Origin of the sequence: Campylobacter sp. CFSAN093241 (assembly GCF_012889595.1) — a bacterium.
GTDB lineage: Bacteria > Campylobacterota > Campylobacteria > Campylobacterales > Campylobacteraceae > Campylobacter_D > Campylobacter_D jejuni.
In genome coordinates this window covers 1,396,658-1,418,524 of record NZ_CP040612.1, presented here as the reverse complement: position 1 = coordinate 1,418,524, position 21,867 = coordinate 1,396,658, and the positions used below count along the sequence as shown (strand labels likewise).

25 protein-coding genes and 1 pseudogene are annotated in these 21,867 nt (G+C 29.6%); 12 read left to right on the top strand and 14 right to left on the bottom strand.

The features are described 5' to 3' along the window. Positions 1–16 precede the first annotated feature (16 nt). From FBE96_RS07190 to FBE96_RS07165, 6 genes are read left to right on the top strand one after another with little or no spacing between them, the layout of a single operon-like run. Positions 17–328 carry a hypothetical protein gene (locus FBE96_RS07190; RefSeq protein WP_002855438.1) on the top strand — a complete coding sequence of 104 codons (312 nt, stop codon included), beginning with the start codon at positions 17–19 and terminating at the stop codon, positions 326–328. Further along, complete coding sequence (mshL, locus tag FBE96_RS07185; RefSeq protein WP_002871859.1) at positions 306–1,718, top strand: pilus (MSHA type) biogenesis protein MshL; 1,413 nt, start codon at positions 306–308, stop codon at positions 1,716–1,718. The genes FBE96_RS07190 and mshL overlap by 23 nt, the downstream gene beginning before the upstream one ends. Further along, positions 1,711–2,319 carry an ATP-binding protein gene (locus FBE96_RS07180; protein ID WP_002851464.1) on the top strand — a complete coding sequence of 203 codons (609 nt, stop codon included), beginning with the start codon at positions 1,711–1,713 and terminating at the stop codon, positions 2,317–2,319. Before mshL ends, FBE96_RS07180 begins: the two co-directional genes overlap by 8 nt. A gap of 3 nt (positions 2,320–2,322) precedes the next feature. Further along, positions 2,323–2,910 (top strand): membrane protein, encoded by a 588-nt coding sequence (locus FBE96_RS07175; RefSeq protein ID WP_002851370.1) that lies wholly within the window; start codon positions 2,323–2,325, stop codon positions 2,908–2,910. Beyond that, positions 2,900–4,459: a GspE/PulE family protein gene (locus tag FBE96_RS07170; protein WP_011812800.1), complete on the top strand. Its 1,560-nt coding sequence runs from the start codon at positions 2,900–2,902 to the stop codon at positions 4,457–4,459. The genes FBE96_RS07175 and FBE96_RS07170 overlap by 11 nt, the downstream gene beginning before the upstream one ends. Next, positions 4,456–5,637, top strand: a complete 1,182-nt coding sequence (locus FBE96_RS07165; protein ID WP_002868229.1) for a type II secretion system F family protein — start codon at positions 4,456–4,458, stop codon at positions 5,635–5,637. The genes FBE96_RS07170 and FBE96_RS07165 overlap by 4 nt, the downstream gene beginning before the upstream one ends. Here FBE96_RS07165 and FBE96_RS07160 read toward each other — a convergent pair. From FBE96_RS07160 to FBE96_RS07115, 10 genes are all read right to left on the bottom strand, one after another. Continuing rightward, positions 5,630–6,394, bottom strand: coding sequence for a TSUP family transporter (locus FBE96_RS07160; RefSeq protein ID WP_002871861.1), 765 nt, complete (start codon positions 6,392–6,394; stop codon positions 5,630–5,632). The two genes, FBE96_RS07165 and FBE96_RS07160, sit on opposite strands and share 8 nt — an antisense overlap. Before the next feature lie 3 nt (positions 6,395–6,397). Continuing rightward, positions 6,398–7,162: a TIGR02757 family protein gene (locus FBE96_RS07155; RefSeq protein ID WP_002851318.1), complete on the bottom strand. Its 765-nt coding sequence runs from the start codon at positions 7,160–7,162 to the stop codon at positions 6,398–6,400. A 16-nt stretch (positions 7,163–7,178) separates the two neighbouring features. Beyond that, positions 7,179–9,005: a flagellar hook-associated protein FlgK gene (gene flgK, locus FBE96_RS07150; protein ID WP_002871863.1), complete on the bottom strand. Its 1,827-nt coding sequence runs from the start codon at positions 9,003–9,005 to the stop codon at positions 7,179–7,181. A 9-nt stretch (positions 9,006–9,014) separates the two neighbouring features. Next, complete coding sequence (locus FBE96_RS07145; RefSeq protein ID WP_002779263.1) at positions 9,015–9,449, bottom strand: flagellar protein FlgN; 435 nt, start codon at positions 9,447–9,449, stop codon at positions 9,015–9,017. Positions 9,450–9,491: 42 nt separating this feature from the next. Beyond that, the gene (gene flgM, locus FBE96_RS07140) at positions 9,492–9,689 is read right to left on the bottom strand and encodes a flagellar biosynthesis anti-sigma factor FlgM (RefSeq protein ID WP_002779262.1); all 198 of its coding nucleotides are present in this window, start codon (positions 9,687–9,689) and stop codon (positions 9,492–9,494) included. Between the two features lie 62 nt (positions 9,690–9,751). After that, complete coding sequence (locus FBE96_RS07135) at positions 9,752–10,093, bottom strand: hypothetical protein (protein ID WP_002784057.1); 342 nt, start codon at positions 10,091–10,093, stop codon at positions 9,752–9,754. After that, positions 10,093–11,139, bottom strand: a complete 1,047-nt coding sequence (locus FBE96_RS07130) for a flagellar basal body P-ring protein FlgI (RefSeq protein ID WP_002826014.1) — start codon at positions 11,137–11,139, stop codon at positions 10,093–10,095. The genes FBE96_RS07135 and FBE96_RS07130 overlap by 1 nt, the downstream gene beginning before the upstream one ends. Before the next feature lie 58 nt (positions 11,140–11,197). Continuing rightward, positions 11,198–11,881: a 16S rRNA (guanine(966)-N(2))-methyltransferase RsmD gene (gene rsmD / locus FBE96_RS07125; RefSeq protein ID WP_002869781.1), complete on the bottom strand. Its 684-nt coding sequence runs from the start codon at positions 11,879–11,881 to the stop codon at positions 11,198–11,200. After that, positions 11,874–12,257, bottom strand: a complete 384-nt coding sequence (locus FBE96_RS07120) for a hypothetical protein (RefSeq protein ID WP_002858858.1) — start codon at positions 12,255–12,257, stop codon at positions 11,874–11,876. Before FBE96_RS07120 ends, rsmD begins: the two co-directional genes overlap by 8 nt. Beyond that, positions 12,254–13,327 carry a DUF5644 domain-containing protein gene (locus FBE96_RS07115; RefSeq protein ID WP_002868234.1) on the bottom strand — a complete coding sequence of 358 codons (1,074 nt, stop codon included), beginning with the start codon at positions 13,325–13,327 and terminating at the stop codon, positions 12,254–12,256. Before FBE96_RS07115 ends, FBE96_RS07120 begins: the two co-directional genes overlap by 4 nt. A gap of 86 nt (positions 13,328–13,413) precedes the next feature. Here FBE96_RS07115 and FBE96_RS07110 point away from each other — a divergent pair, with 86 nt between their 5' ends. The 3 genes and pseudogenes from FBE96_RS07110 to FBE96_RS07100 all read left to right on the top strand — a co-directional run bounded on the left by FBE96_RS07110 (position 13,414) and on the right by FBE96_RS07100 (position 15,758). Next, a complete protein-coding gene (locus tag FBE96_RS07110) occupies positions 13,414–14,235 on the top strand; it encodes a thiamine-phosphate kinase (protein ID WP_002867254.1) in 822 nt (273 codons plus the stop codon). Then, positions 14,204–15,322 carry a tRNA pseudouridine(13) synthase TruD gene (gene truD / locus FBE96_RS07105; RefSeq protein ID WP_002779255.1) on the top strand — a complete coding sequence of 373 codons (1,119 nt, stop codon included), beginning with the start codon at positions 14,204–14,206 and terminating at the stop codon, positions 15,320–15,322. The genes FBE96_RS07110 and truD overlap by 32 nt, the downstream gene beginning before the upstream one ends. A gap of 121 nt (positions 15,323–15,443) precedes the next feature. Next, positions 15,444–15,758: pseudogene (locus FBE96_RS07100) on the top strand (hypothetical protein). A 156-nt stretch (positions 15,759–15,914) separates the two neighbouring features. On the opposite strand, the gene prfB reads toward FBE96_RS07100, so the two are convergent. Next, positions 15,915–17,012: a peptide chain release factor 2 gene (gene prfB / locus FBE96_RS07095; RefSeq protein WP_002868235.1), complete on the bottom strand. Its 1,098-nt coding sequence runs from the start codon at positions 17,010–17,012 to the stop codon at positions 15,915–15,917. A gap of 73 nt (positions 17,013–17,085) precedes the next feature. Here prfB and rimO point away from each other — a divergent pair, with 73 nt between their 5' ends. Then, complete coding sequence (rimO, locus tag FBE96_RS07090) at positions 17,086–18,405, top strand: 30S ribosomal protein S12 methylthiotransferase RimO (RefSeq protein WP_002868236.1); 1,320 nt, start codon at positions 17,086–17,088, stop codon at positions 18,403–18,405. Then, positions 18,395–19,360: a tRNA lysidine(34) synthetase TilS gene (gene tilS, locus FBE96_RS07085; RefSeq protein WP_002851521.1), complete on the top strand. Its 966-nt coding sequence runs from the start codon at positions 18,395–18,397 to the stop codon at positions 19,358–19,360. Before rimO ends, tilS begins: the two co-directional genes overlap by 11 nt. Here tilS and FBE96_RS07080 read toward each other — a convergent pair. Genes FBE96_RS07080 through ciaI form a run of 3 tightly spaced genes read right to left on the bottom strand, consistent with a single transcriptional unit; the run spans position 19,343 to position 21,347 of the window. Further along, entirely contained in the window at positions 19,343–20,056 is a 714-nt protein-coding gene (locus FBE96_RS07080; RefSeq protein WP_002819467.1) for an EI24 domain-containing protein, read from the bottom strand. The two genes, tilS and FBE96_RS07080, sit on opposite strands and share 18 nt — an antisense overlap. A gap of 1 nt (position 20,057) precedes the next feature. Then, entirely contained in the window at positions 20,058–20,747 is a 690-nt protein-coding gene (gene dut / locus FBE96_RS07075) for a dUTPase (RefSeq protein ID WP_002851377.1), read from the bottom strand. A 36-nt stretch (positions 20,748–20,783) separates the two neighbouring features. Continuing rightward, entirely contained in the window at positions 20,784–21,347 is a 564-nt protein-coding gene (gene ciaI / locus FBE96_RS07070) for an intracellular survival protein CiaI (RefSeq protein WP_002826203.1), read from the bottom strand. 78 nt (positions 21,348–21,425) lie between these two features. Between ciaI and FBE96_RS07065 the strand changes: the two genes are divergently transcribed. Beyond that, positions 21,426–21,833 carry a hypothetical protein gene (locus tag FBE96_RS07065; protein ID WP_002871865.1) on the top strand — a complete coding sequence of 136 codons (408 nt, stop codon included), beginning with the start codon at positions 21,426–21,428 and terminating at the stop codon, positions 21,831–21,833. Positions 21,834–21,867: the final 34 nt, after the last annotated feature.

The following is a 21,867-nucleotide window of genomic DNA, read 5'->3' as shown; positions in this document are numbered from 1 at the left end:
TATTTTTAGTGCTACATTGTGTTTTAGCACTTTGTTTGCACAAGATAATTTTGAAGAGTATTTTAAACTTATAGATAAAGAAAATCGTATAAATTTTAATACTCTTCAAAACCCATTTGTGAATCCTACTTTTGAAAAATTAAGACATATTAAAATTACTGCAATTATGCTTGATAAAGTAAAAATTTATGATCGATGGTATAAAAAAGGTGATATGATTGATGATGCTATAATATATGAAATAAATACTAAAGAGATTAAATTCCAATATGATAATTTAGAAATTGCAATCCAAATAAATAAAAATGATAAGATTAATATTAATTAACATTCTTTTTTGCCATTATCTTTATGCTTTAGATTGTCAAAAGCGTCTTTTTGATATCAGTATTAATGAAAAATTAAGCATACAAGAAAGTCTTGATGAGCTTGCAAAATATTGTTCTTTTAGTATTATTGTTAAAGATAAAATTGCCAAAGAAAAATTAGAAATATTGCAAAACTCTGTCAATATTCATCAAATGAGTTTAGACGAAATTTTTAATTTTTTTATCAAAGAGCATGATCTTAGCTATGATTTTGATGGTAAAATTTTAAGAATTTCAGGCATTAATACGAAGATTTTTAAGATAAGTTATATCACTTCTATCAGAGAAGGACAAAGCATAACTAAAGCGTCTGTAGACGCTAAACCAAGGCAAAGTGAATATAGCGGTAGTTTTGATGACGCAGAAGACAATATGATTAAAAGTATGGAAAAATTTGATTTTTGGCAAAATATAGAAAAAGAGATTATTGTATTATTAAAAAATTCTCATGAAGATTATGAGGCTAAAACTCCCATTATAAATCCCAATGCAGGTCTTATTATAGTAACTGGAACAAATTCTCAGTTAAAAAGTGTGAAAAATTATTTGCAAAAACTAGAAAATCGTCTTAAAAAACAAGTTATTATCGATGTTAGCATACTTGCTGTGAGTTTAAATGAAAGCCATTCTAGTGGGATTAATTGGCAAAATTTTAATATAGGTTTAAATTCGCAAGTAAATAATGAAAATTCTTTTATTCAGTTTCAAAATGGGCAAGGTTTTGTTAAGAATTTGGGTTTAAGGGCGAATTTAAATTTTGATTCTATTATTAACTTTCTTTCTCAAAATGGAAAAACTAGCGTGCTTTCTAATCCAAAGCTTATGGCTTTAAATAACCAACAAGCCATTATTTCTGTAGGTGATACTATAAATTATCAAGTTAAAGAAAGTTCTAAAGGCACTGAAAATGGGACTACTGTTAGTGAAAGTTATAACAATTATTCTATTTTTGTAGGCATTTTACTCAATATCTTGCCTGAAATTTCTGATGATGGAAAAATAATGCTCAGGATTAATCCAAGCTTAAGTGATTTTAAGTATCCAGAAGATAATAAACGACAAAAAGAACCAAGAACTATTGCTCCTGATACCATACAAAAAAAGCTTTCTAGTGTTGTGCAAGTAGAGAATAATCAAACTTTAATTTTAGGTGGATTGATTTCTCACGATAAATCTAATGAGAAAAATTCTATCAATTTTCTATCAAAAATTCCAATCCTAGGTTCTTTGTTTAAAGGAGAAGTTTTAAATTCTAAAGCAACTGAAATTGTTTTTATTATCACTCCAAGTATAGTAGATAGTGTAAATGCTCCAAGTCTTAAAGATCTAGGATTTAAGCATTATGAGTAAAATTATTCCATTTAGAGAAGAAATTTTTCATCAAATCAATCAAATTTTAGAAAGCCAAAAAGCTTTTATTTTTTTATGGGGAAAAAGTGGTAGTGGTAAAAGTGTATTGTTGCAAAGATTGGCAAAAAAATATAATGTTGATTTTATTAATGAAAATTTTAAAGATCAGAGTTTCTTAAAAGAAAAAATTGAGTTTTTGATTTCACAAGGTCAGAGTTTAATCATTCTTGATGAAGTGGGAATGTATGATTATGCAATGCTAGAAAGCATCAGGATTTATAGTGATTCTATAAGTTTTGTTTTAAGTTCTCATAAAAAGTTAAATATACTTAAAAAAGAGCATTTTAAAAGTCGTTTAAGTGCTTGTTTTAAATTGAAAAATATTAGTCTTTTAGAACTTGATGATTATATTAAATTGAAATTCGGAATGAATTTTTCAAATAAATGTCTTAAGTTTTTACAAAAAATTTCTCAAGGAAATTTAAGATATATTGATAAAACTTTAAAAAGTTTTTATGAGATAAATAGTTTTTTTGATAAAAACAAAAGTCAAGAGTATATTTTAAAGCTTAGTGCTTTAGAGAATGGCTTATTAAGGTAAGATATGCAAGAAAGAATTAAAGAGCTTGAGCTTAGGTATAAATACTTTTTACTTAAAAAATATTTAAAATATTTATTATTAATTATTCTAATATCAGTAATAGCATTTTGTTTTTTTGTGCTAATGCAAAAATATAATAAGCAAAAAAATATTTATTTGCAAGCTATTGAACATAAAAAGCATTTGGAGCAAAAGATTCTTCAAGCGCAAATTTTACAAGAAAAAAATAAGATTTCTAGGGAAAAGTTATATAAAGAACTAGAAGAAGTTAAAGCGGTGCAGGAAAATACACATATTAGCAAGATAGAAATTGATTCTAAAATTTTAAATATTTCTGATTTAAAAAAATCTTTTTATCAAAATCCAAGCTATGAAAAGGCATTAAATTTAGCTAAGAAGTATTTTGATATTAAAGCTTATCAAAAGACAATATTTTGGGCTTTAAAAGCCAATGAACTTGACAAGCAAAAACAAGATTCTTGGCTGATTTTTGCTCAGGCTAAAAGAGCTTTAGGCGAAGAAAAAGAAGCTCAAAGTGCTTTAGATGCTTATATAAATTATTATGGTTTAATGGAATTAGATGGAAAGTAGAATGGATAAAATTTTTCAAGCTTATATTGATAATGAAATAAGTCTTGATGAAATTTGCACTAAATTTAATATCACTTCTTGGGATTTTTTTAAAAAATTAGCAAATTTTTGTAATTTGCATTTTGTTGATTTAGATGAAGATAATGATTTTATTTATGAAGGTATACCTTTTTCTTTACTTTTAAAATTTAAATTTCTGCTTATTAAAAACAATGACGGCTTTATGATTATTAGATCCAAACCTTGTTCTTTAGAGCTTTTAGAGCAAGTTAAGACTTTTATGATTTGTGAAAAAATCGACACTGCAATTGCCGATGAATTAAAGATAGCTAAAATTTTAAATCAAATTCGCATTCAAGAGGAGATTAAAAGATTAAGCATTAAGCTTAGACTTGAATGGCAAGAAAATCACAAAAGAGATGATCAAAGTTGCATCAGTCAAATTTTTGATTTTTTATTACATGAAATTTTATCTTTTCATGCGAGTGATATTCATATAGAGGCAAGAAATGATGATGCTTTGATTAGGTTTAGGGTTGATGGAATTTTGCGTGAATTTGCTATTTTTGAGAAGGATATTTATGAAGCTTTGGTTTTTCATGTCAAATTTTTAGCTTGTTTGAATTTAGCTGAATCAAGAAAAACACAAGATGGAAGTTTTGAATTAGATTTTGAAAATGAAAGATATGATTTTCGTGTTTCATGTTTGCCTTTGATTTATGGCGAAAGTGTTGTTATAAGAATTTTAAAACATGATAAAGAAATTTTGGATTTGTATAAACTAAATCTTGGAAATAAAAATTTAGAAATTTTAAAAAAGATTTTACATCGTCCCAATGGAATGATTTTATTAACCGGTCCTACAGGTAGTGGTAAAAGCACAACTTTATACGCGTGTTTAAATGAGTTGAAAAGTATTGAAAAAAAGATTATTTCCGCAGAAGATCCTATAGAATATAAAATTCCTTTAGTGCAGCAAATTTTGCTCAATTCAAAAGTTGGAGTCGAGTTTAATAGTGTTTTAAGAGCAATTTTAAGGCAAGATCCTGATATTATCATGATAGGAGAAATTCGCGATGAAGAAAGTTTAGATATTGCACTTAAAGCTTCTTTAACAGGTCATTTGCTTTTAAGCACCTTGCATACTAATGATGCTCTTAGTACCATTGATAGGCTTTTGGATATGCAAGCAAAAAGTTACTTGATAGCATCGGCTTTGAGTCTTGTTATAGCACAGCGTTTGGTTAGAAAACTTTGTCCTTGGTGTAAGCAAAAAAGCAAAAAACATTATATTGAATTTGAAGGTGAATTTTTTGAACCAAAAGGATGTGAGCGTTGTCATCATAGTGGATTTTTTGGCAGAGAATTAATCGCTGAGTGCTTAGAGATCAATGAAGATTTAGCTTGTGCAATTAGGGAAAATCAAGATAAAACGATTTTAATGGAGCTTGCAAAAAAATATGGCTTTCAAACTATGTTTGAACAAGGTTTAAAAAAAGCCAAAGAAGGTCTTACAAGTATAGATGAGCTTTTAAGGGTTGTAAGATGAAATTTTATGAAGTAGAATTTCTTAAAAACAATCAAAATTATACAAAAACTATAAAAGCTGAAAATTTAAATACAGCACAAGCAAAAGCCTTGTCAAAGAATTGGAAAATCATTGATATAAAAGAAATTCAAAAATCTAATTTTCAGAGATTAAAGGATGAAAATTTTATACTCTTTTTTAAAGAGCTAGCTTTGTTGTGTGAAGTTGGATTAAGTGTTCAAGAAGCGATTAGAGAATTATATCTTATGCACTCTTGCAAGATTATGAAAAAGATATTAGACAATTTAATTTTAGCCCAAAATCTAAATCAAGCTTTTGAAAATGCTAATTTTGGATTAAATCGTGCGGAGTTAGCTTTGATTAAAACGGCTGAAAAGACAGGAAAAATCAGTGAAGTGTTTAGTCAAATTTCTAAACTTCGAGAAAAAAGTTTAGAGAGTCAAAAACAATTAAAAAAGGCTTTTAGATATCCTACTTTGGTTTTTTTAAGTATTATCGGAGCATTTTTGTTTTTAATGCTTTTTGTAGTGCCTAATTTTAAAGATTTATTTGAAAATTTAGGCGCGAGTTTGCCTTTTATCACGCATGTAATGTTAGAAATTTATAATTTTTTAGATGACTATGGAATTTTTTGCATATTTTTGTTTGTTATTTTTATTGTTATGCTTATTTTAGCTTATAAAAATTTTCATTCTTTTGCTTTTTCTTGCGATTTTTTATTTTTAAAAGTACCTTTGATTTCTCGTTTGATTATTTATAATCAAAATTATTATTTTTTTATGGTTTTTTCTTTGCTTTTAAAAAATGGAATTTCAATATCTAAAGCTTTTGATTTAGCTATTATAGGGCTTGAAAATAAATTTTTAATTTTTCAGTATAAAAAACTTTTTAGTTTTATAGATTCTGGTCTTGAGTTAAGTCAGGCTTTTAAAAAGATTGATATTTTTGATTCTTTGGTGTTTTCTATGCTTAGTGTTGCGATGAAAAGTGGAAGACTTGAAGTATTAAGTGAAGAAATTGCCAAATATTATCAACAAAAAAGCGAAAATTTGATGGATAGATTTTTGATTTTTTTAGAGCCTATGATGACTTTATTTGTAGCGCTTTTAGTTTTGTTTTTGGCTTTAGGTATATTTTTACCTATGTGGGAGCTTAGCTCAGGGGTCAATTTTAACTAAAATAATCCCAAGCTACTTTAATAATAGTAGCTCCTACAATGATTAAAAATAAAGTTTTTATAAACTTTCCATTAGTTTTTAACACAAGTTTTGAACCCAAATAAGCTCCTAAAACTTGTCCTACACCCATAAGCAAACCTACAGCCCATAAAAGTTCATATTGCCATAAAAATATAGCAAGAGCAATGATGTTGCTTGTGAAATTTAAAATTTTAGTATTAATGCTCGCTTTTCTCATATTAAAACCTAGTAGCATCACACAAGCAAAAATCCAAAATGAACCCGTTCCAGGCCCTAAAAATCCATCATAAAATCCTAAAGTTAAGCCACAAATTAAATGAAAAATTTTGATATTTTTTATTTTAGGTTCGCTTTCGTGTTTGCCTAAGTTGGGACGTAAGGCTGTATATAAGAAGGTAAGAGTTAAAAAGATTAAGATAATAAGCTTTAATTGCTCATCTTTTACAAAAAGAACACTATAACTTCCTATAGCTGCTCCTAAGGCTGTGAAAAAAACACCCCAAGCAAGATGAGGTAGAGTGGTGGATTTAAAATAAGTTAAAGTAGCCGTAAAAGAACCAAAGACGCTTTGGAGTTTGTTTGTTGCTAAGGATAAATGCGCAGGAATTCCACAGGCTATGAGTGCTGGTAGAGTAATAAGCCCTCCTCCACCTACAATAGAATCTATAAAACCAGCAAAAAGAGCTACAAAAAAAAGTATGAAATAATAAATCGTATTTAAGTGCTCAAAACCCATTCTTCACTCCTTAAATTTGTCAATTTCCTTACTTTGCCCTAAACGATAGAGTGCAAAGTCATATTTTATGGGATCATTTGCATCTAATTTTTTTAAATTTTGTGTGAGTTCTAAAACACTTTTATAATCATATATTTTACGCTTTAGAAGTCCTAAAGTCAAGGAAATTTTATGTGCATGTGTATCAAGTGGAATTAAAAGATCTTTGGTGTGAATTTTGGTAAAAAGTCCAAGATCAAGTTCATCTTTTCTAACCATCCATCTTAGATACATATTATAGCGTTTAAGAGGTGAAGTAGGGGTGTTTTGCCAAATTTTTCCAAAGAAAAAATCATATCCATAACTTGAATATGAATTTAAGGTTTTGATTTTTTGCATAAAAGCTAAGATGGCATCTGTGGTATTTTCTCTTTCTTGATAGGCTTGATAAAAAAGTTCGTAGAGTGAAATTTCATTTTTCAGCCTTGAAAGAGTGATAAAAATTTCTTGTATATCTTTTTCATTTTGGAAGCGGTATTTTAAATTTTTAAGTTCTTTTTTTATTTGTTTTTCTTGAAGGTTTAATAAAGAAAAATCAAGTTTCTTTAGAAAATTTACTATATTTTTAGCATTTCCATAGGCAAATAAAGCACAAATTAAGGCAATAAATTCATCATTGTGAATTTTAGCAATTTGCAAAGGATCTGGAGTTTCAAAAAGGGAATGATTGGTATTTTTTTGATTGGCTAAAAAATCGAGCTTAGCTTTAAGATGGATAAAATTTTTCATTTGATATTACTAGAGCTTAAGATTTAAGCCCTAGTAAGGTATCAAGCATTTGATCTACGGTTGAGACGATTTTTGCTGCTGCACCGTAACTTGATTGATATTGTATAAGGGCGGCTAATTCTTCATTTGTATTTACGCCACTTTTAGATTGGTACTCGCTATAAACAGAATTATAAAGAGTTTCATTGCTTGAATTGACGACATTGTTATTTTCACCATCTGAGGCTATTTTACCTGTAAGTTTGCGGTAATATTCTTCCATGGTAAGATTATCGATAGTGCCATCTTCATTATAAAAATTAACTTTTTCATATTGAAGTTGGATGATTTTATTTGCCATGTCATTGCCACTATCAACCCCACTTAAACTTGCTCTTACTGTGCTTGGATCATTTAAGATGGAATCTTTTACTTTCATATTACTTGCATCAGTTCCGCTGAAAAAACCACCTATACTAAACGCACCTGCGAAATTTGTGCCCTTATCTTCAATGGCTACCTTAAAACCTGATTTTGCATTGATTTGAAATAAACCATCTCCAGTTTTTGCATCGTAGCTAAAACTTGCATTGATATGATCATCAACATCATCGTTTGAATTTTTATTGTCATTATCATCTGTATTAGCATTGATTTGACGCATGATATCATTCATGGTTGTATTTACATCTATGGTGATGGTTTTGGTGAGTTTTTTATCGCCTTTATCATCATAAATGACTATATCAAAACTTCCTGGTTGTATGGTTCTGTCGTAATTAACTAAAGGAATATCTCCCTTAAGCCCAGATAGATAATCAGAAGTAACAGAACTTTTCGCAGAACTTGCATAAAGATTGTTAGTTTCATTGATCATGGTCTTAGCAAAAGTATCTAAAGAATCCATATAACCTTGGATAATTCCATCTTTATATTTTCCTTCGCTTTTGCTATAGTTTCTACCGCGTAAGTCAAGTTGAGCACCAAGCTGTCCACCGCTAATTTTTGCAGTAAGATCGCGAACTTTTTCATCAGGAGTTTCATAATAAATGCTATAAGATTTATTTTTATCATCATAATCAAGCTTTAAAGGATGAAAATTTATTCCATCTACTATACTAAAACCTTCTATACTTAGATTGTATTGATGTCCTGGATCAGTGATGGTTGTATCAAGGCGATTGTCTTGATTGATTTCATTTTTGCTTGCAACTGCACTAACTAGCTTTGAAAGAGTAAGCTCAAGTTCATCTCTTCTATCCCTAAGTTCATTTGCGTGTTCTGTTGGTAAGGCTTCTTGTCCATAAATTTGTTTATTTATAGTAGCAATTTCTTCGCCAATTCTATTAATCTCATCAACTGTATTTTTAATATCATCATTTACTTTTTTTTGGATTTTATCTAAGGTTGCAAAAGTGTTATTAACGCTTTCTGTTAAGGTCTGAGAAGCTTTTACAAGGGCTATTTTTGTGGCATTTTCGTTGGGGTTAGATGCAAAATCATTCCAAGCTTTGTTATAATTTTCTAAATCTTGCAAAATTCCAGTATTTTGTAAGTCGGGAAAACGCTGCGCAATTTCTTGTAAAGTGGAAGCCATATATTTAGTATATTCTAGTTGAGTAGATGCACCTTTTAATTTATAGTAAGAATACTCATCATGCAAACGCACTATACTTTCTACAGCAGTTCCTGTGCCTACTTGAACTCCACCTGTTGTAATATATCCATTTGTAGTTTGCACCACTCTTTGGCGTGTATAAAAAGTTGCATTAGCATTTGAGATATTATTTCCAGTTGTTGCGATTTGAACTTCGCTTGCCTTTAAGCCTGTAACACCTGTGTATAATGTTCCAAAAATACCCATTATAAATCCTTATACATTGATCTTGAAAATTGACTCTGGATTTGTCTTTTTATCTCCATAAGCATTATTTGTTCCATCATTGATATCAAACATTTTATTTACTAAGCCATCAAGAAAATCTTTGACAATAAGAACAAATTTAGCATACTCTTTGTTTTTACTATGAAGGTTTTGAAGATTTTTTTTAAGTAGATCTAGTTTTTGTTTATCTTCATCATCTAAGAGTTCACTAAGCCCTTTTGTAGAGCTATTATTTAGCTCAACCAAGGCAACATCAAGTTGTTTTTTAGCTGTAATAAATTCCGCGATAAGTTTGTTTTTTTCTTCTACACTTGGCGTTACACTCTCATGTTTAGCCACTTTGATATTTTCTATATCTTCTTCGGTTAAAGCAATAAGTTTTGCTAAGATAGCATTTACTTCATCAAGTCTTTGTTTAAGCATATTTTCTCCTTTTCTCTCTCAAAAAAAGGAGAATGAAAGTTTTTAGATTAAAGAGTCAGCAATCGCAGCAGCCGTAGCTTTTGTATCGATTTTATAAGTACCATTTTTAATCTGCTCTGCGATTTTACTCGCTTTATCATTTTCCGTTTTTTGAGTATCGTTTGTTTTAGTTTCTTTATCTATTCTATTTGTATTTAATGCGGTATTTGCCACATAACTTTGTTGTATAGGATTGATCATTTCTGCCTCCTTGATCTTAGTTATAATCCTCTACAAACCATATCGACCTAAATTTAAAAAACTTAACCCCTTTCTTTTAAAAAATCGTATAATAATTTTGAAAAACCCATACCTCCACTTAAAGCTTTACTCATGGTATCATTATACATGGAAGAGTATATTTCATCGCTGGCATCTTTTCCAAAGAGTGAATTTTGACTTTTTAAAGATACATCTAAAACTTGCTTTAAAAAAAATGCCTCAAAAGCATCCGTTTGTTCTTTTAAGGCTTCATCTTCTTTGCTCTTTGTAACTATATCATTGTCATTTATTTTGATGCTTGATTCTAAACTTCTTGCTTTGGCTGCACGATCAAGTAAAGCGCTATTCATACTATAAGTATTTAAAAAATTATCCACTTTCATTAGATGATCTCCAAATCCGCGTTAATTGCACCTGCGCGCTTTAAATTTTCCATAATAGCGATAATGTCATTTGGGGTTGCTCCAAGTTTGTTAAGCATTCTAGCTATATTTGCAACTGTGCTTTTGGCATTGTTGATTCTTAAGGTATTTGAACTTGGATCTACAAAACCACCATCTTTCATATCGATTTCATTTTGATTAGCTACTGCGTTATTGTTTGGATCTATTTTTATAGTGATATCTTTATGAGTGATTAAAACAGGTTCTACCTCTACATCAACTCCAGCAATCACTGTTCCTGTTCTTTCATCGATGATAACTTTGCTTTGTGGTTTATAAGCTATATCTTGTTCTAAAACTCTTGCCATAAAATCAACATTTGAAAGATCTTCAGGTTTTTTGAGTTTTACTGTGCGAGAGTCGATGGCTTTAGCTACTTCTTCGCCAAAGACAGTATTTAAAACTCTTTCTATATCGTTTGCGGTTTTAAAATCCGCTACTTTTAAACTTAAGGTTAGATCATTGTTTTGGCTAAAATTTTGTGGAATTTCTCTTTCTACATTAGCTCCGCCCATTACAGTTGCAGCAGTTGAGTGAGAACCTGCTCCTCCTGGTCTAGGTGTTAAACCTCCTGTTGAGATAGAGCCTTGTGCTATGGCATAAATTTCACCATCAATCCCACGAAGTGCAGTCAGTAAAAGTGTTCCGCCTTGTAAAGATTTTGCATCACCCATAGATGAAACGGTAATATCAAGTTTATCTCCGCTTTTTGCAAAGGCTGGAAGTTTGGCTGTAACCATAACAGCTGCGGTATTTTTTGATTTGATATCGTTAGGATCTACTTTGATATTCATACCTTGCAAAAGGTTTGAGATAGATTGTAGTGTAAATTTAGAGCTTGTTCCATCGCCGCTTCCATTAAGCCCTACAACAAGTCCATAACCTATAAGTTGGTTATCTCTTACACCTACAGTGTTTGCTACATCCTTGATTTGCACTGCAAAAATGCTTGTCATAAAGAGTAAAAATATCGTTAAAACTCTCATGGATTCTTCCTTTAATCTATTGTTGATGATAGATCAAGCAAGAAGTGTTCCAAGTAAGTTAAGAAGCGTAAAAGCTTAAGCTAGTTGATCCAAATTTCTTTTCTTTGACTTTTTGAAAATTTTGGATTTTTTCGGGAGTTTTTATGGTTGAGTGGTGTTCAAAAATGATTAAATTTAAAGTCTTTAAATCTAAATTTTCTAAAAAATGATAAATTTTTTCATAAATATCGCTAAAACCTTCTCTGGTATCAAAAGGTGGGTCAAGATATAAGATGATTTCATTTTTTGAATTTTCTATGAGTTTAGGTAAAATTTCAAAAGTATTTGCATGGATCACTTCTAAATTTGGATCTATATTTTTAGCATTTTCTAAAGCAATTTTATAAGCTTTTGCATCAAGTTCTATAGCATAAGCTTTTAAAGCATGATTACTTAGTGCTTCAGCCGCCATTAAAGCACTTCCTCCAAAGGCTTCAATGAAAATTTTACTTCTTAAATCTTCTCTTATTACATTAAAAACACAACTTTTGACTATGCTTTTAGTACTTCTTGTTGTTGTAAGACTAGGTAAAAGTAGTTTTTTCCCTTTGTATTTACCACTTTCTATATTTGTATAAAGCTTTGTTTCTTTAGTTTTTTTTGTTTTTTCTTTAGGAGGTTTAATTTCTTGTTTTTGAAGAAATTTTTTTCTTTTTTCATTGTGATTAAAAAAGTCTTTAACGCTTATAAATTCATCATTCATCATTAAGTGCTTTTACGAGTTTGTTTTTAAGATCTTTTATGGCAAGATCGATTTTATTTTCATAATCTTTTTTAAATTCCAAAGCAATAGCGTCAATTTTTTCTTCAAGCAGTCTTTTTTGTTCAAGTGCAAGTTGCAAAGCTGCTGCTTTTAAGGCATTATCAAATTCATTTAAAGACTCAAACAAGGCTTCTTTGCTAAATGGTATGCTTAAAAATGGAGAGTTTTTAGAGATGATAAATAAGGGTTTTGCGGTATAAATTTTTTCATCGCTAATGATGAAATCACAATTTTTTTTCATTACCAAATGATCTTTTAAAAAAAGTTCTAAAGTTTTTTCTATGATGAGATCTTTGCATTCTAAAGAGATTTTCATATCAAACTAACCTTTAAAGTGTGATTTTTTAATGATGGAGCTTGTATGCCTTCGATAAGGGCTAAAAACTCAAAACGGCTCAAAATATAAAAGTCTTCAAATTCCCTTCCACTTGTTTGCATAAGTTTTTTAGCACAAGTATCAAAAAGATAAAAATCTTTTTCTTCTTTTACTACCATAAAATCAGCCCCGCTATCATAAGCGTCCAAAACAATATCTGCGGCTATTTTATAGCTTAGCGTAGGATTTAGATTAAGCAAGCTAAAGCCATTATTTTTTATACTGTTTTCATAGGAAATAAATTTAGCCTTAAGTTTGGATTTTAAGGTATCGCAAGCATTAAAACCATAAAAAGCTATATTGAAATCTTTAAAATTATGTTTAATTTCTTTAAGTTCTTTGATCTCATTATCAAAAGCATTGGTTTTAGGTAAATCAAAGTGTAAAATATTTTTATCAAAAAGCCCTAAATTTAAAATTTCATTTTGTAGGTTTTTGATCGTTGTTTCTAAAATTTCATTTTTGTTTTCAAGATGATAAAAAATACCCTTTTCTTTATCTGCTAGAGTTTTTAAAATTTCTATCTTTTTTTCAGGATATTTTTCTATCATTTTTGAAGCCAAATAAAACACTCCATCGCCCATATATTCAGGAAGATAGTCTAAAATTTCACTTGCATAATATAAATAATCATATTTTGCATAAAGTTTTTTATCCTCTTCATCACCAAATTTTTCAAGATATTTGTATTTGTCTAAAAAATCATTTTTATCGATGATAAGATCTTTAATGGCTCTTTTTGTGCTTAAAGGCTCGATACAAAGACTAAAATCAAATTCTTTTGCTATTTTTTCTAAAGGTGTAAAAAGTGGTATGATTTGCTTATTTACAACTATGTAAGTATCTTCATCTTTATCAAAATCAAAATAAATATCATCATCTTGAACTTGCAAAAGCAGATCATAAAAACTTGCAAAATTTTCATAATTATCATAAATATAAGGTTTATAATAAGCCTCATAATCCTTGGTTTTATCAAATCTAAAAATTCTTAATTCTAATTTTTTCATGGTTTTTCCTTAAATATTTTTATATTATATAAAATTATTCTAAAATTCACTAGAATTTAAAAGGAAATTTTATAAAATCACGCATTATGAACAAAGAAGATTTTATTATCAAAGCTTTTTTAAATGAAAAAAATGGCGATGATGGAGCTATTATTGATGATTGGTGTTTTAGTAAGGATTTGTTTTTTGAAAATGTGCATTTTAAAAGAGAATGGTTTAGCTTAGAGCAAATTGCTACAAAAGCAATGCTTGTTAATATCTCAGATGCTATTTCAATGAATGCTGTACCAAAATACGCACTTTTAGGACTTGCTTTACCAAAAAATTTAAGCGAAAATGAGATCAAAGCCTTGCAAAAAGGTTTTTTAAAAACAGCTAGGAAATTTAATATAAAAATCATAGGCGGTGATACTATAAGCAATGATAAAATAGACATTAGTCTTACTATCATTTCAAAGATTAACGATAAAGCTGTTTTTAGAAAAGGTTTAAAAAAGGGGCATTTACTTGCTTATACGGGAAAATTAGGACGAAGTTTAAAAGGACTTGAAATTTTACAAAATGGGGGCACTTTAAAACCAAACCATGTATTTATAAAGCCAAAATTAAGAGCTAGTTTTTTTTATGAAATCGCACCTTTAATTTCTTGTGCTATGGATATTTCAGATGGTTTAAGCAAGGATTTATCAAGACTTTTAGCCTTAAATAAATGCGGTATTTCTTGGTTTAAAAAACTTGATGATTATACGCTTTATAGCGGAGAAGAATATGAAATTTTGTTTGCTTTTGATGAAAAAGAGCGTCAAAATATAAAAACAATAGCCAAAAAACACGGCGTGAAATTAAATATCTTTGGAAAAGCAGTGAAAGGAAAATATGAATTTAGAGGAAGAGAACACCATTTTTAAGCCTTTGTATAGTTTAAAACACAGTCCTATTAATGCGTATTTTAGTAAAAATAGCGATGATTTTGTAGTGCGTGAAAGGCCTTTGTATGAATTTAGCGGTAAGGGTGAACATCTTATTTTGCATATCAATAAAAAAGATTTAACCACAAATGAAGCTTTAAAAATTTTAAGCGAAACAAGCGGGGTTAAAATAAGAGATTTTGGTTATGCAGGGCTTAAAGATAAGCAAGGATCAACCTTTCAATACCTTTCTATGCCTAAAAAATTTGAGAGTTTTTTGTCAAATTTTTCTCATCCTAAACTTAAAATTTTAGAAACTTTTATCCATGAAAACAAGCTAAGAATAGGGCATTTAAAAGGAAATACTTTTTTCATACGCTTAAAAAAAGTTTTACCAAGCGATGCTTTAAAACTAGAACAAGCTTTGATGAATTTGGATAAGCAAGGTTTTACGAATTATTTTGGTTATCAGCGTTTTGGAAAATTTGGGGATAATTATAAAGAAGGGCTTGAAATTTTGCGTGGCAAAAAAATGAAAAATGTAAAAATGAAAGAGTTTTTAATTTCAGCTTTTCAAAGTGAGCTTTTTAATCGATATTTGAGTAAAAGAGTGGAGTTATCACATTTTGCAAATGATTTTAGCGAAAAAGAATTGATCCAAATTTATAAAATTTCTAAAGAAGAAGCTAAGGAACTTAAAAAACAAGAACAATTTTTTAAGCTTTTAAAAGGTGAGGTTTTAGGGCATTATCCTTTTGGAAAGTGTTTTTTATGCGAGGATTTAAGTGCTGAGCTTGGGCGTTTTAAGGCAAGAGATATAAGCGCCATGGGGCTTTTAATCGGTGCTAAGGCTTATGAAACAGGAGAAGGTTTGGCCTTAAATTTAGAAAATGAAATTTTTAAAGATACTTTGGAGTTTAAGGCTAAAATGCAAGGTTCAAGACGCTTTATGTGGGGATATTTAGAAGAGTTAAAATGGCGTTATGATGAAGAAAAAGCTCATTTTTGTATAGAGTTTTTCTTGCAAAAAGGCTCTTATGCTACTGTGGTTTTAGAAGAAATTTTGCATAAAAATTTGTTTGAGTGAAATAATTATGAGTTAAATTTTTACGTGATTTTTACTTTAGAATTTATTGCAAAAATGATATTTAAATTTTAAATTTAGGTATAGTTATATTAATTTAATTTTAAAACTAGGAGCAAAAATAATGAAAAAGATTTTAACAAGTGCTTTGGCTTTAGGAGCTATGACTTTGATTATAGGTTGTGGCGATGGCGATTTAGTCGAGTAAAAAAACAATGGCAACGATCAAGCTATGTTTGATTTAGGTAATCAAGAGATTATGAAAAAATATCCAAATTATAAACTTTATGATTATACTTCAGTCAGAACAATTAGTGATATTAACAATCCAGAAGGCAAAATTAAAGAAATGAAGCGTGATTTAGAAATAGATAAAACTCCATACTCAAACTATGTTTTCTTATTAAATCCAAACGATAAAAAGACTATAAAGTTGTGAGTGTTTATTGCGATAAAGATTTTAAGAAAAGAGTTTATTGTTCTGTGAATGATACTCTTAGGTTTTATGCAAGATAATAAAACAAGCGGGAAAATCCCGCTATCTTTCTAATTTTTTATACCGACATTTTGCAGAAATTACTTATTTTTAAGCCTGTTACTCCGCTTTTAAGGCAATTAAAACGCCTTCTATCATTTTTTTGATATCCCCATCAAGGATATTATCCACTTGAGAAAAAGCTTCTCCGCTGCGATTGTCTTTGACTTGCTGATAAGGGAAAAGCACATAAGAACGGATTTGATGCCCCCAACCTATCTCGCTTTTTTCTCCAGTATTAGCACTATCTTGTTGTTTCATGAGTTCAAGTTCATAAAGGCGAGATTTTAGCATTTTAAAAGCGGTGGCTTTGTTTTTGTGCTGACTTCTGTCATTTTGGCATTGTACGACTATGCCGGTTGGAAAATGCGTGATTCTCACAGCCGATTCTGTTTTATTGACATGTTGTCCGCCTGCACCGCTTGCTCTGTAATAATCTATTCTTATGTCTTTTTCTTCGATTTCAATTTCTATATCATCATCAAGTTCAGGGCTTACCATAACACTTGAAAAGCTTGTATGACGGCGTCCTGCACTATCAAAAGGAGAAGTTCTTACCAAACGATGGATACCATTTTCAGCTTTTAAATAACCATAAGCATTTTCTCCTTTAACTAAAAAGCTCACATCTTTAAGTCCTGCTTCTTCGCCTTCTTGAAAGTCTAAAGTTTCGACTTTAAAACCTTCTCTTTCACAAAATCTTAAATACATTCTATAAAGTATGCTTGTCCAGTCATTACTTTCCGTTCCACCTGCACCTGGGTGAATGGAAACAATGGCATTTTTACCATCATTTTCCCCGCTTAAAAGCATGGAAATTTCAAGACTTGTGATGGTATCTTCAAGTTTTGGTGCGTCATTAAATAAAGCTTCAAGTGTTTCTGTATCGTTTTCGCTATTGGCCAGATCGAAAAGTTCGCTTGCGTCATTTAGAGCATTAAAAGCATTTTCATAGTTTTTAAGTAGATTGGTGATTTTAGTTTTTTCTTTACCTATGATTCCTGCTTGTTTAACATCACTCCAAAAAGAAGGAGAATTTTCAAGCTCTTCGATTTCTTTAAGCCTTGTTTGGATATTTTCAGGCTTGATGATGGAGGCTATGTTGCCGACTTTGTTTTTTAAAGTTTTTAAAAGTTCGCTAAATTCGTAATTATCCATAAAATTTCTTTGCTATAATTATATTTTTAAAGTCAAAAATTATATCAAAAGAAAACTTTAATATAGGAAAAAAATGTCAAAACTTTATCTTATGTCTTTAGGTTGTAATAAAAATTTAGTCGATAGTGAGATCATGCTAGGGCGCCTTAGTGCTTATGAACTTTGCGATGAACCAAGCAAAGCTGATGTTTTAATCGTAAATACTTGTGGTTTTATCGATAGTGCAAAAAAAGAAAGTATTAATGCGATTTTGGATTTGCACGAACAAAGAAAAAAAGATTCTCTTTTGGTGGTTACGGGTTGTTTAATGCAGCGTTACCGCGAAGAACTTATGAAAGAACTTCCTGAGGTTGATCTTTTCACAGGTGTGGGTGATTATGAAAGAATCGATGAAATGATACTTAAAAAAACAAATTTATTTTCAAATTCGACTTATTTGCAAAGTGAAAATTCTAAACGTATTATCACAGGTTCAAATTCCCATGCTTTTATAAAAATCGCCGAAGGTTGTAATCAAAAATGCTCTTTTTGTGCTATCCCAAGTTTTAAAGGCAAGTTAAAATCTCGCGAGATAAGTAGCATTATAGCTGAGCTTAAAGATTTGGTAGCTAGAGGTTATAAGGACTTTTCTTTTATTGCACAAGATACGAGTTCTTATTTGTTTGATAAGGGTGAAAAAGATGGGCTTATACGCTTAATCGATGAGGTGGAAAAAATCAAAGGCATAAGAGCGGCTAGAATTTTATATCTTTATCCTACGAGCGCGAGTGAAGCTTTGATCAAACGCATTATAGCTTCTGAAATTTTTGTAAATTATTTTGATATGCCTTTGCAGCACATAAGTGATAATATGCTTAAAATCATGAAGCGTGGGGCAAATAGCACAAGACTTAAAGAAATGCTAAATTTAATGAAAAGTGCGCCAAATAGTTTTTTACGCACGGGCTTTATCGTAGGACATCCAGGTGAGAGTGAGGCGGATTTTGAAGAGCTTTGTGAGTTTGTTAAAGATTTTGGTTTTGATAGGATAAGCGTTTTTGCGTATTCTAAGGAAGAAGATACGGCTGCTTTTGATATGGAGCAAGTGCCTTTTAAAGTGATCAATAAAAGGCTTAAAATCATAGAAAAAATTGTTGATGAAGTCATAGAAAAAAGTTTTGAAAAAGAAGTAGGGCAAAAGCGTTTAGTAGTTTGCACAGGAAAAAGTAGTGAGGGAGAGTTTTTCATCGCAGCTAAAGATTTAAGATGGGATAGAGAGATTGATGGGGAAATTCTTATCAATGAAAGTGAATGTGGAAATTTAGAAATGGGGCAAATTTATGAATGTGAAATTTTACAAAACCTTGATAAAAAGCTCCTTGCTAAGGCTTTAAGAAAAGTAGATGCAAATTAAAGATGAAATTTTATCCCTTTTAAAAAGGGGTAAAAATTTACTCGCTTTTTCTTATGGAAGTGATTCTAGTGTGCTTTTTTATCTTTTAATGCAAGAAAAGATCGACTTTGATCTTGTGATGATAAATTACAAAACTAGAAAAAATAGTGATTTAGAAGAGTTAAAAGCCAAAGAACTTGCTTTAAAATTTCATAAAAAAATTTTCATAAAACACGCTCCTAAATTTCAAAGTAACTTTGAAAAAAAAGCCAGAGATTTTCGCTATGATTTTTTTGAAAAAATTTGTCTTGAGCAAGGTTATGACCATCTTATCTTAGCCCATCATTTAAACGATCAATTTGAATGGTTTTTGATGCAACTTTCACGAGGCGCAGGTTTGGCTGAAATTTTAGGTATGCAAGAGTGTGAAAAACGCTCAAATTATACACTTTTACGCCCTTTACTCTTTATAAGTAAAGATGAAATTTCATCTTTTTTAAAAGAAAAAGATATTTTTTATTTCCATGATGAAAGTAATGAAAATGAAAAATATTTTAGAAATTATATAAGAAAAAATTTCTCTAATGCCTTTGTGAGTGAATTTCATCAGGGTTTAAAAAGAAGTTTTTCTTATCTTGATGAAGACAGGAAAAAACTTTATGATTTTGAAAATATCAAAGAAATTCAAGGACTTCTTATTTGCCCTAAAAATGAAAGCTTGATTGCTAGAGCGGTGAAAATGAAAGGTTTGCTTTTAAGCACGGCACAAAGAAAAGAGCTTTTAAAGGGTGATTGTGTTTTAGGTGGTAAAATAGCACTTGCATATAAAAACGAACAAGCTATTGTTTTTGAGTATGAAACTTGTCAAAAATTACCTAAAAATTTCAAAGAAGAGTGTAGAATAGCTAAAATTCCAAGACTTTTAAGAGCTTATTTATATAATCATAAAATCGATATTTCAAGCCTTAGCTTTTAGTTTTAAAATTCTTTGATAGCTTAAATGTGTGAGAAAAATCACAAAAAATACTTGCAAAAAAAGTCCTAAAAGTGGTACTGATGAGAGTAGATAAAAACAAAGAGTGCTAAATTTAAACTCTAAAGGCGAAAAATCGGAATGAAAATTTTTAAAACTTTCTTTGTCTAAAATCGTGCTTGTAACATCAATCATTAAAAGTTTGTGAAAGAGATAATAAAAAGCAAGATAATATACAAAAATATTTATAAAAGGTAAAAATAAAGCCAAGGTGCAAAGCAATAAAATCCCTATAAATTTTATAAATATTTTAAAAATTTCAAAGATAGTTTTTAAGGTTGAAACTTCGTTTGTATTATCATAATGGTAATATTTTTGGTTGATTTCTTTAGCGATAAAAGGAGTAAGAAAAGAAGTGATAAAAAGGGCTAAAAAAACCGAAGCAAAAACAACAATAAAACCTGAAAATAAAAAACTTATGATGGTGATTAAAATTTGTACAAAATGAAGAGCATAAAACCACGCCCAAAACGAATCTTCTCCAACGCTAAATAAAGAATTAAAATAATCAAGCAAGGCCGAAAAGCCAAGTACTCCTAAAAAAAGCATCAGTATAAGGCTAAAAATCAAAGGAATTAAGGCAAATTTTAAAAATTTAAGACTTAAAAAATCTTTGATTGCAAGTTTTAAAATATCCAAATTATGCCTTTTTGTAGCATTCTTCTAGTTTTTTATAAATAGTATCAAAATCAAGCTCTTGTTCTAAAATTTGAGCTAAAACTTCATTGTCTTCTTTGCCATTCCAAGTTTTTTTATAGCTGCCATCTTTGTAACCATTGTTTTGTCTAAAAATATTTAAAACATTTTTACCTATGTAGGTCTTATAAAGAATTTCAAGATTTAGCCCACATTTAATAGCTAGGGTAAAATAGGTTGAAAGTAATTCTCCAAGATTAAATCCAAAACCACTGCATTTATGGATAATAAGCTCTATATCATTTAAAATACCATAAATATCACCCTCATTAGGGTATTCTTCTTCTTTGCAAAAATCTTGAAACACGCTTACAGCATTAACTTCTGTGGCTATAGCTTTGAAATCTTTATTGTTTTTATCGCGATACTCTTCAAGTAAAAGACTTAAAATAAAATGCCAAATATCGACAATCTCTATACGCACATTTTCCCAATTTGTTAGACTTGAAATATTTTTCCAATGTTTCCATGTAAAAGAGTCTATAAGTTCTGCACATTCCATATAAATACAGCGTCTCCAACTGATCAGTTTTCCTTCTTTGGTGTAGCCATTTTCCCAATTTAAGCCGTTTGTTTCATCGTTGAGTTTTTGTTGGAGTTTGAGCATATTTTCTAAAATTTCGATATTTGTCATTTAAAAACTCCTTGATAATTTTTAATATTATATGATTTAAGCGTAAAGATTTAAACTATCATCTGTCTTATCTTGATTTTCCTTGGCTTTTTCTTGCTGTTTTTCAAGTTGTTTTTTCATTTGTTCTAAAACTTCATCAAGAAGTTTTTTGCTATCTTCAAGCATGGAAGCATTGATATCTTTATCATCTGTTTGATTTTGTTTTAGTAAATCACTGAGTTTATTTGTAAAATTATTCATAATAGCATTTTGATGGTTTTCATCATTTGGTGTTGGTAGAACATTTGCCATTTGCATAGCTGATTCTATAATTTCTTTTGGCTTTAACTCTCCGACTTTAGAATTTGCTAAAAAGTCTTTGATCATAGGTTCAACTTCTTTCATAGCATTTTTAATCTCATCAAGATCATTTTGTGTGAGCTTAGAGCCTTCAAAAGTAAAGCTAAAGCCATACTGACGCTTAAGATTAAGAGTTTTACCTTCTTCATTATTTGCATAACTCACGCTTTGATTGTCATACATAGATAAGGCTAAATGTTTGCCACTTTTTGTTGTATAATCCATCGAAAAACTTTGGTTTTTGCTAGCATCAATTTGCATTTCTTCCCCTTATATTTATAGTTTATAAAATATAAAATCGGTTATTTTTAAAAATATTTTAGTATAATTTTTATAATCATGGATGAAAGAATTTTAGAATTTATAAAAAATGAGCAACTTTTATCTTGGGCTGTGATTGATGAAAAAGGTGTTTATACAGCTAGTGCTTTTTATGCTTTTGATGAGAAGAATTTAGCTTTTATTATCGCTTCTCATGAAGATACTAAGCATATAAGATTAGCCAGTGAAAATTCAAGTATAGCACTTAATATAGCCAAAGAAAGTAAAATAGCCTTTTTAAAAGGTGTGCAAGCTAAGGCCGAGTTTAAAATGGCAAGTAAGGAGCAAATGAAAATTTATTTTTCTAAATTTCCCTTTGCTAAACTTGATAAAAGTGCAAAAATTTATGCCTTAGAGCTTTTTTGGCTTAAATTTACTAACAATGCTTTAGGACTTAGTAAAAAGCTTGAGTTTTGTAAAAAATAAATTTTTATGATTTTGTTTAAAAAAATGAGTTATG

What these genes read in the sequence shown, in the direction of transcription:
- FBE96_RS07115 (WP_002868234.1), bottom strand. Translation starts at nt 13,327, where the DNA reads ATGAAAAAATTAGAATTAAGAATTTTTAGATTTGATAAAACCAAGGAT.
- FBE96_RS07145 (WP_002779263.1), bottom strand. Translation starts at nt 9,449, where the DNA reads ATGCTTAAACAAAGACTTGATGAAGTAAATGCTATCTTAGCAAAACTT.
- FBE96_RS07175 (WP_002851370.1), top strand. Translation starts at nt 2,323, where the DNA reads ATGCAAGAAAGAATTAAAGAGCTTGAGCTTAGGTATAAATACTTTTTA.
- dut (WP_002851377.1), bottom strand. Translation starts at nt 20,747, where the DNA reads ATGACAAATATCGAAATTTTAGAAAATATGCTCAAACTCCAACAAAAA.
- mshL (WP_002871859.1), top strand. Translation starts at nt 306, where the DNA reads ATGATAAGATTAATATTAATTAACATTCTTTTTTGCCATTATCTTTAT.
- tilS (WP_002851521.1), top strand. Translation starts at nt 18,395, where the DNA reads ATGCAAATTAAAGATGAAATTTTATCCCTTTTAAAAAGGGGTAAAAAT.
- FBE96_RS07160 (WP_002871861.1), bottom strand. Translation starts at nt 6,394, where the DNA reads ATGGGTTTTGAGCACTTAAATACGATTTATTATTTCATACTTTTTTTT.
- FBE96_RS07180 (WP_002851464.1), top strand. Translation starts at nt 1,711, where the DNA reads ATGAGTAAAATTATTCCATTTAGAGAAGAAATTTTTCATCAAATCAAT.
- FBE96_RS07165 (WP_002868229.1), top strand. Translation starts at nt 4,456, where the DNA reads ATGAAATTTTATGAAGTAGAATTTCTTAAAAACAATCAAAATTATACA.
- FBE96_RS07120 (WP_002858858.1), bottom strand. Translation starts at nt 12,257, where the DNA reads ATGAAAATCTCTTTAGAATGCAAAGATCTCATCATAGAAAAAACTTTA.
- ciaI (WP_002826203.1), bottom strand. Translation starts at nt 21,347, where the DNA reads ATGCAAATTGATGCTAGCAAAAACCAAAGTTTTTCGATGGATTATACA.
- FBE96_RS07135 (WP_002784057.1), bottom strand. Translation starts at nt 10,093, where the DNA reads ATGAAAGTGGATAATTTTTTAAATACTTATAGTATGAATAGCGCTTTA.
- FBE96_RS07130 (WP_002826014.1), bottom strand. Translation starts at nt 11,139, where the DNA reads ATGAGAGTTTTAACGATATTTTTACTCTTTATGACAAGCATTTTTGCA.
- FBE96_RS07170 (WP_011812800.1), top strand. Translation starts at nt 2,900, where the DNA reads ATGGAAAGTAGAATGGATAAAATTTTTCAAGCTTATATTGATAATGAA.
- FBE96_RS07065 (WP_002871865.1), top strand. Translation starts at nt 21,426, where the DNA reads ATGGATGAAAGAATTTTAGAATTTATAAAAAATGAGCAACTTTTATCT.
- prfB (WP_002868235.1), bottom strand. Translation starts at nt 17,012, where the DNA reads ATGGATAATTACGAATTTAGCGAACTTTTAAAAACTTTAAAAAACAAA.
- flgK (WP_002871863.1), bottom strand. Translation starts at nt 9,005, where the DNA reads ATGGGTATTTTTGGAACATTATACACAGGTGTTACAGGCTTAAAGGCA.
- FBE96_RS07155 (WP_002851318.1), bottom strand. Translation starts at nt 7,162, where the DNA reads ATGAAAAATTTTATCCATCTTAAAGCTAAGCTCGATTTTTTAGCCAAT.
- rsmD (WP_002869781.1), bottom strand. Translation starts at nt 11,881, where the DNA reads ATGAATGATGAATTTATAAGCGTTAAAGACTTTTTTAATCACAATGAA.
- flgM (WP_002779262.1), bottom strand. Translation starts at nt 9,689, where the DNA reads ATGATCAATCCTATACAACAAAGTTATGTGGCAAATACCGCATTAAAT.
- FBE96_RS07110 (WP_002867254.1), top strand. Translation starts at nt 13,414, where the DNA reads ATGAACAAAGAAGATTTTATTATCAAAGCTTTTTTAAATGAAAAAAAT.
- truD (WP_002779255.1), top strand. Translation starts at nt 14,204, where the DNA reads ATGAATTTAGAGGAAGAGAACACCATTTTTAAGCCTTTGTATAGTTTA.
- rimO (WP_002868236.1), top strand. Translation starts at nt 17,086, where the DNA reads ATGTCAAAACTTTATCTTATGTCTTTAGGTTGTAATAAAAATTTAGTC.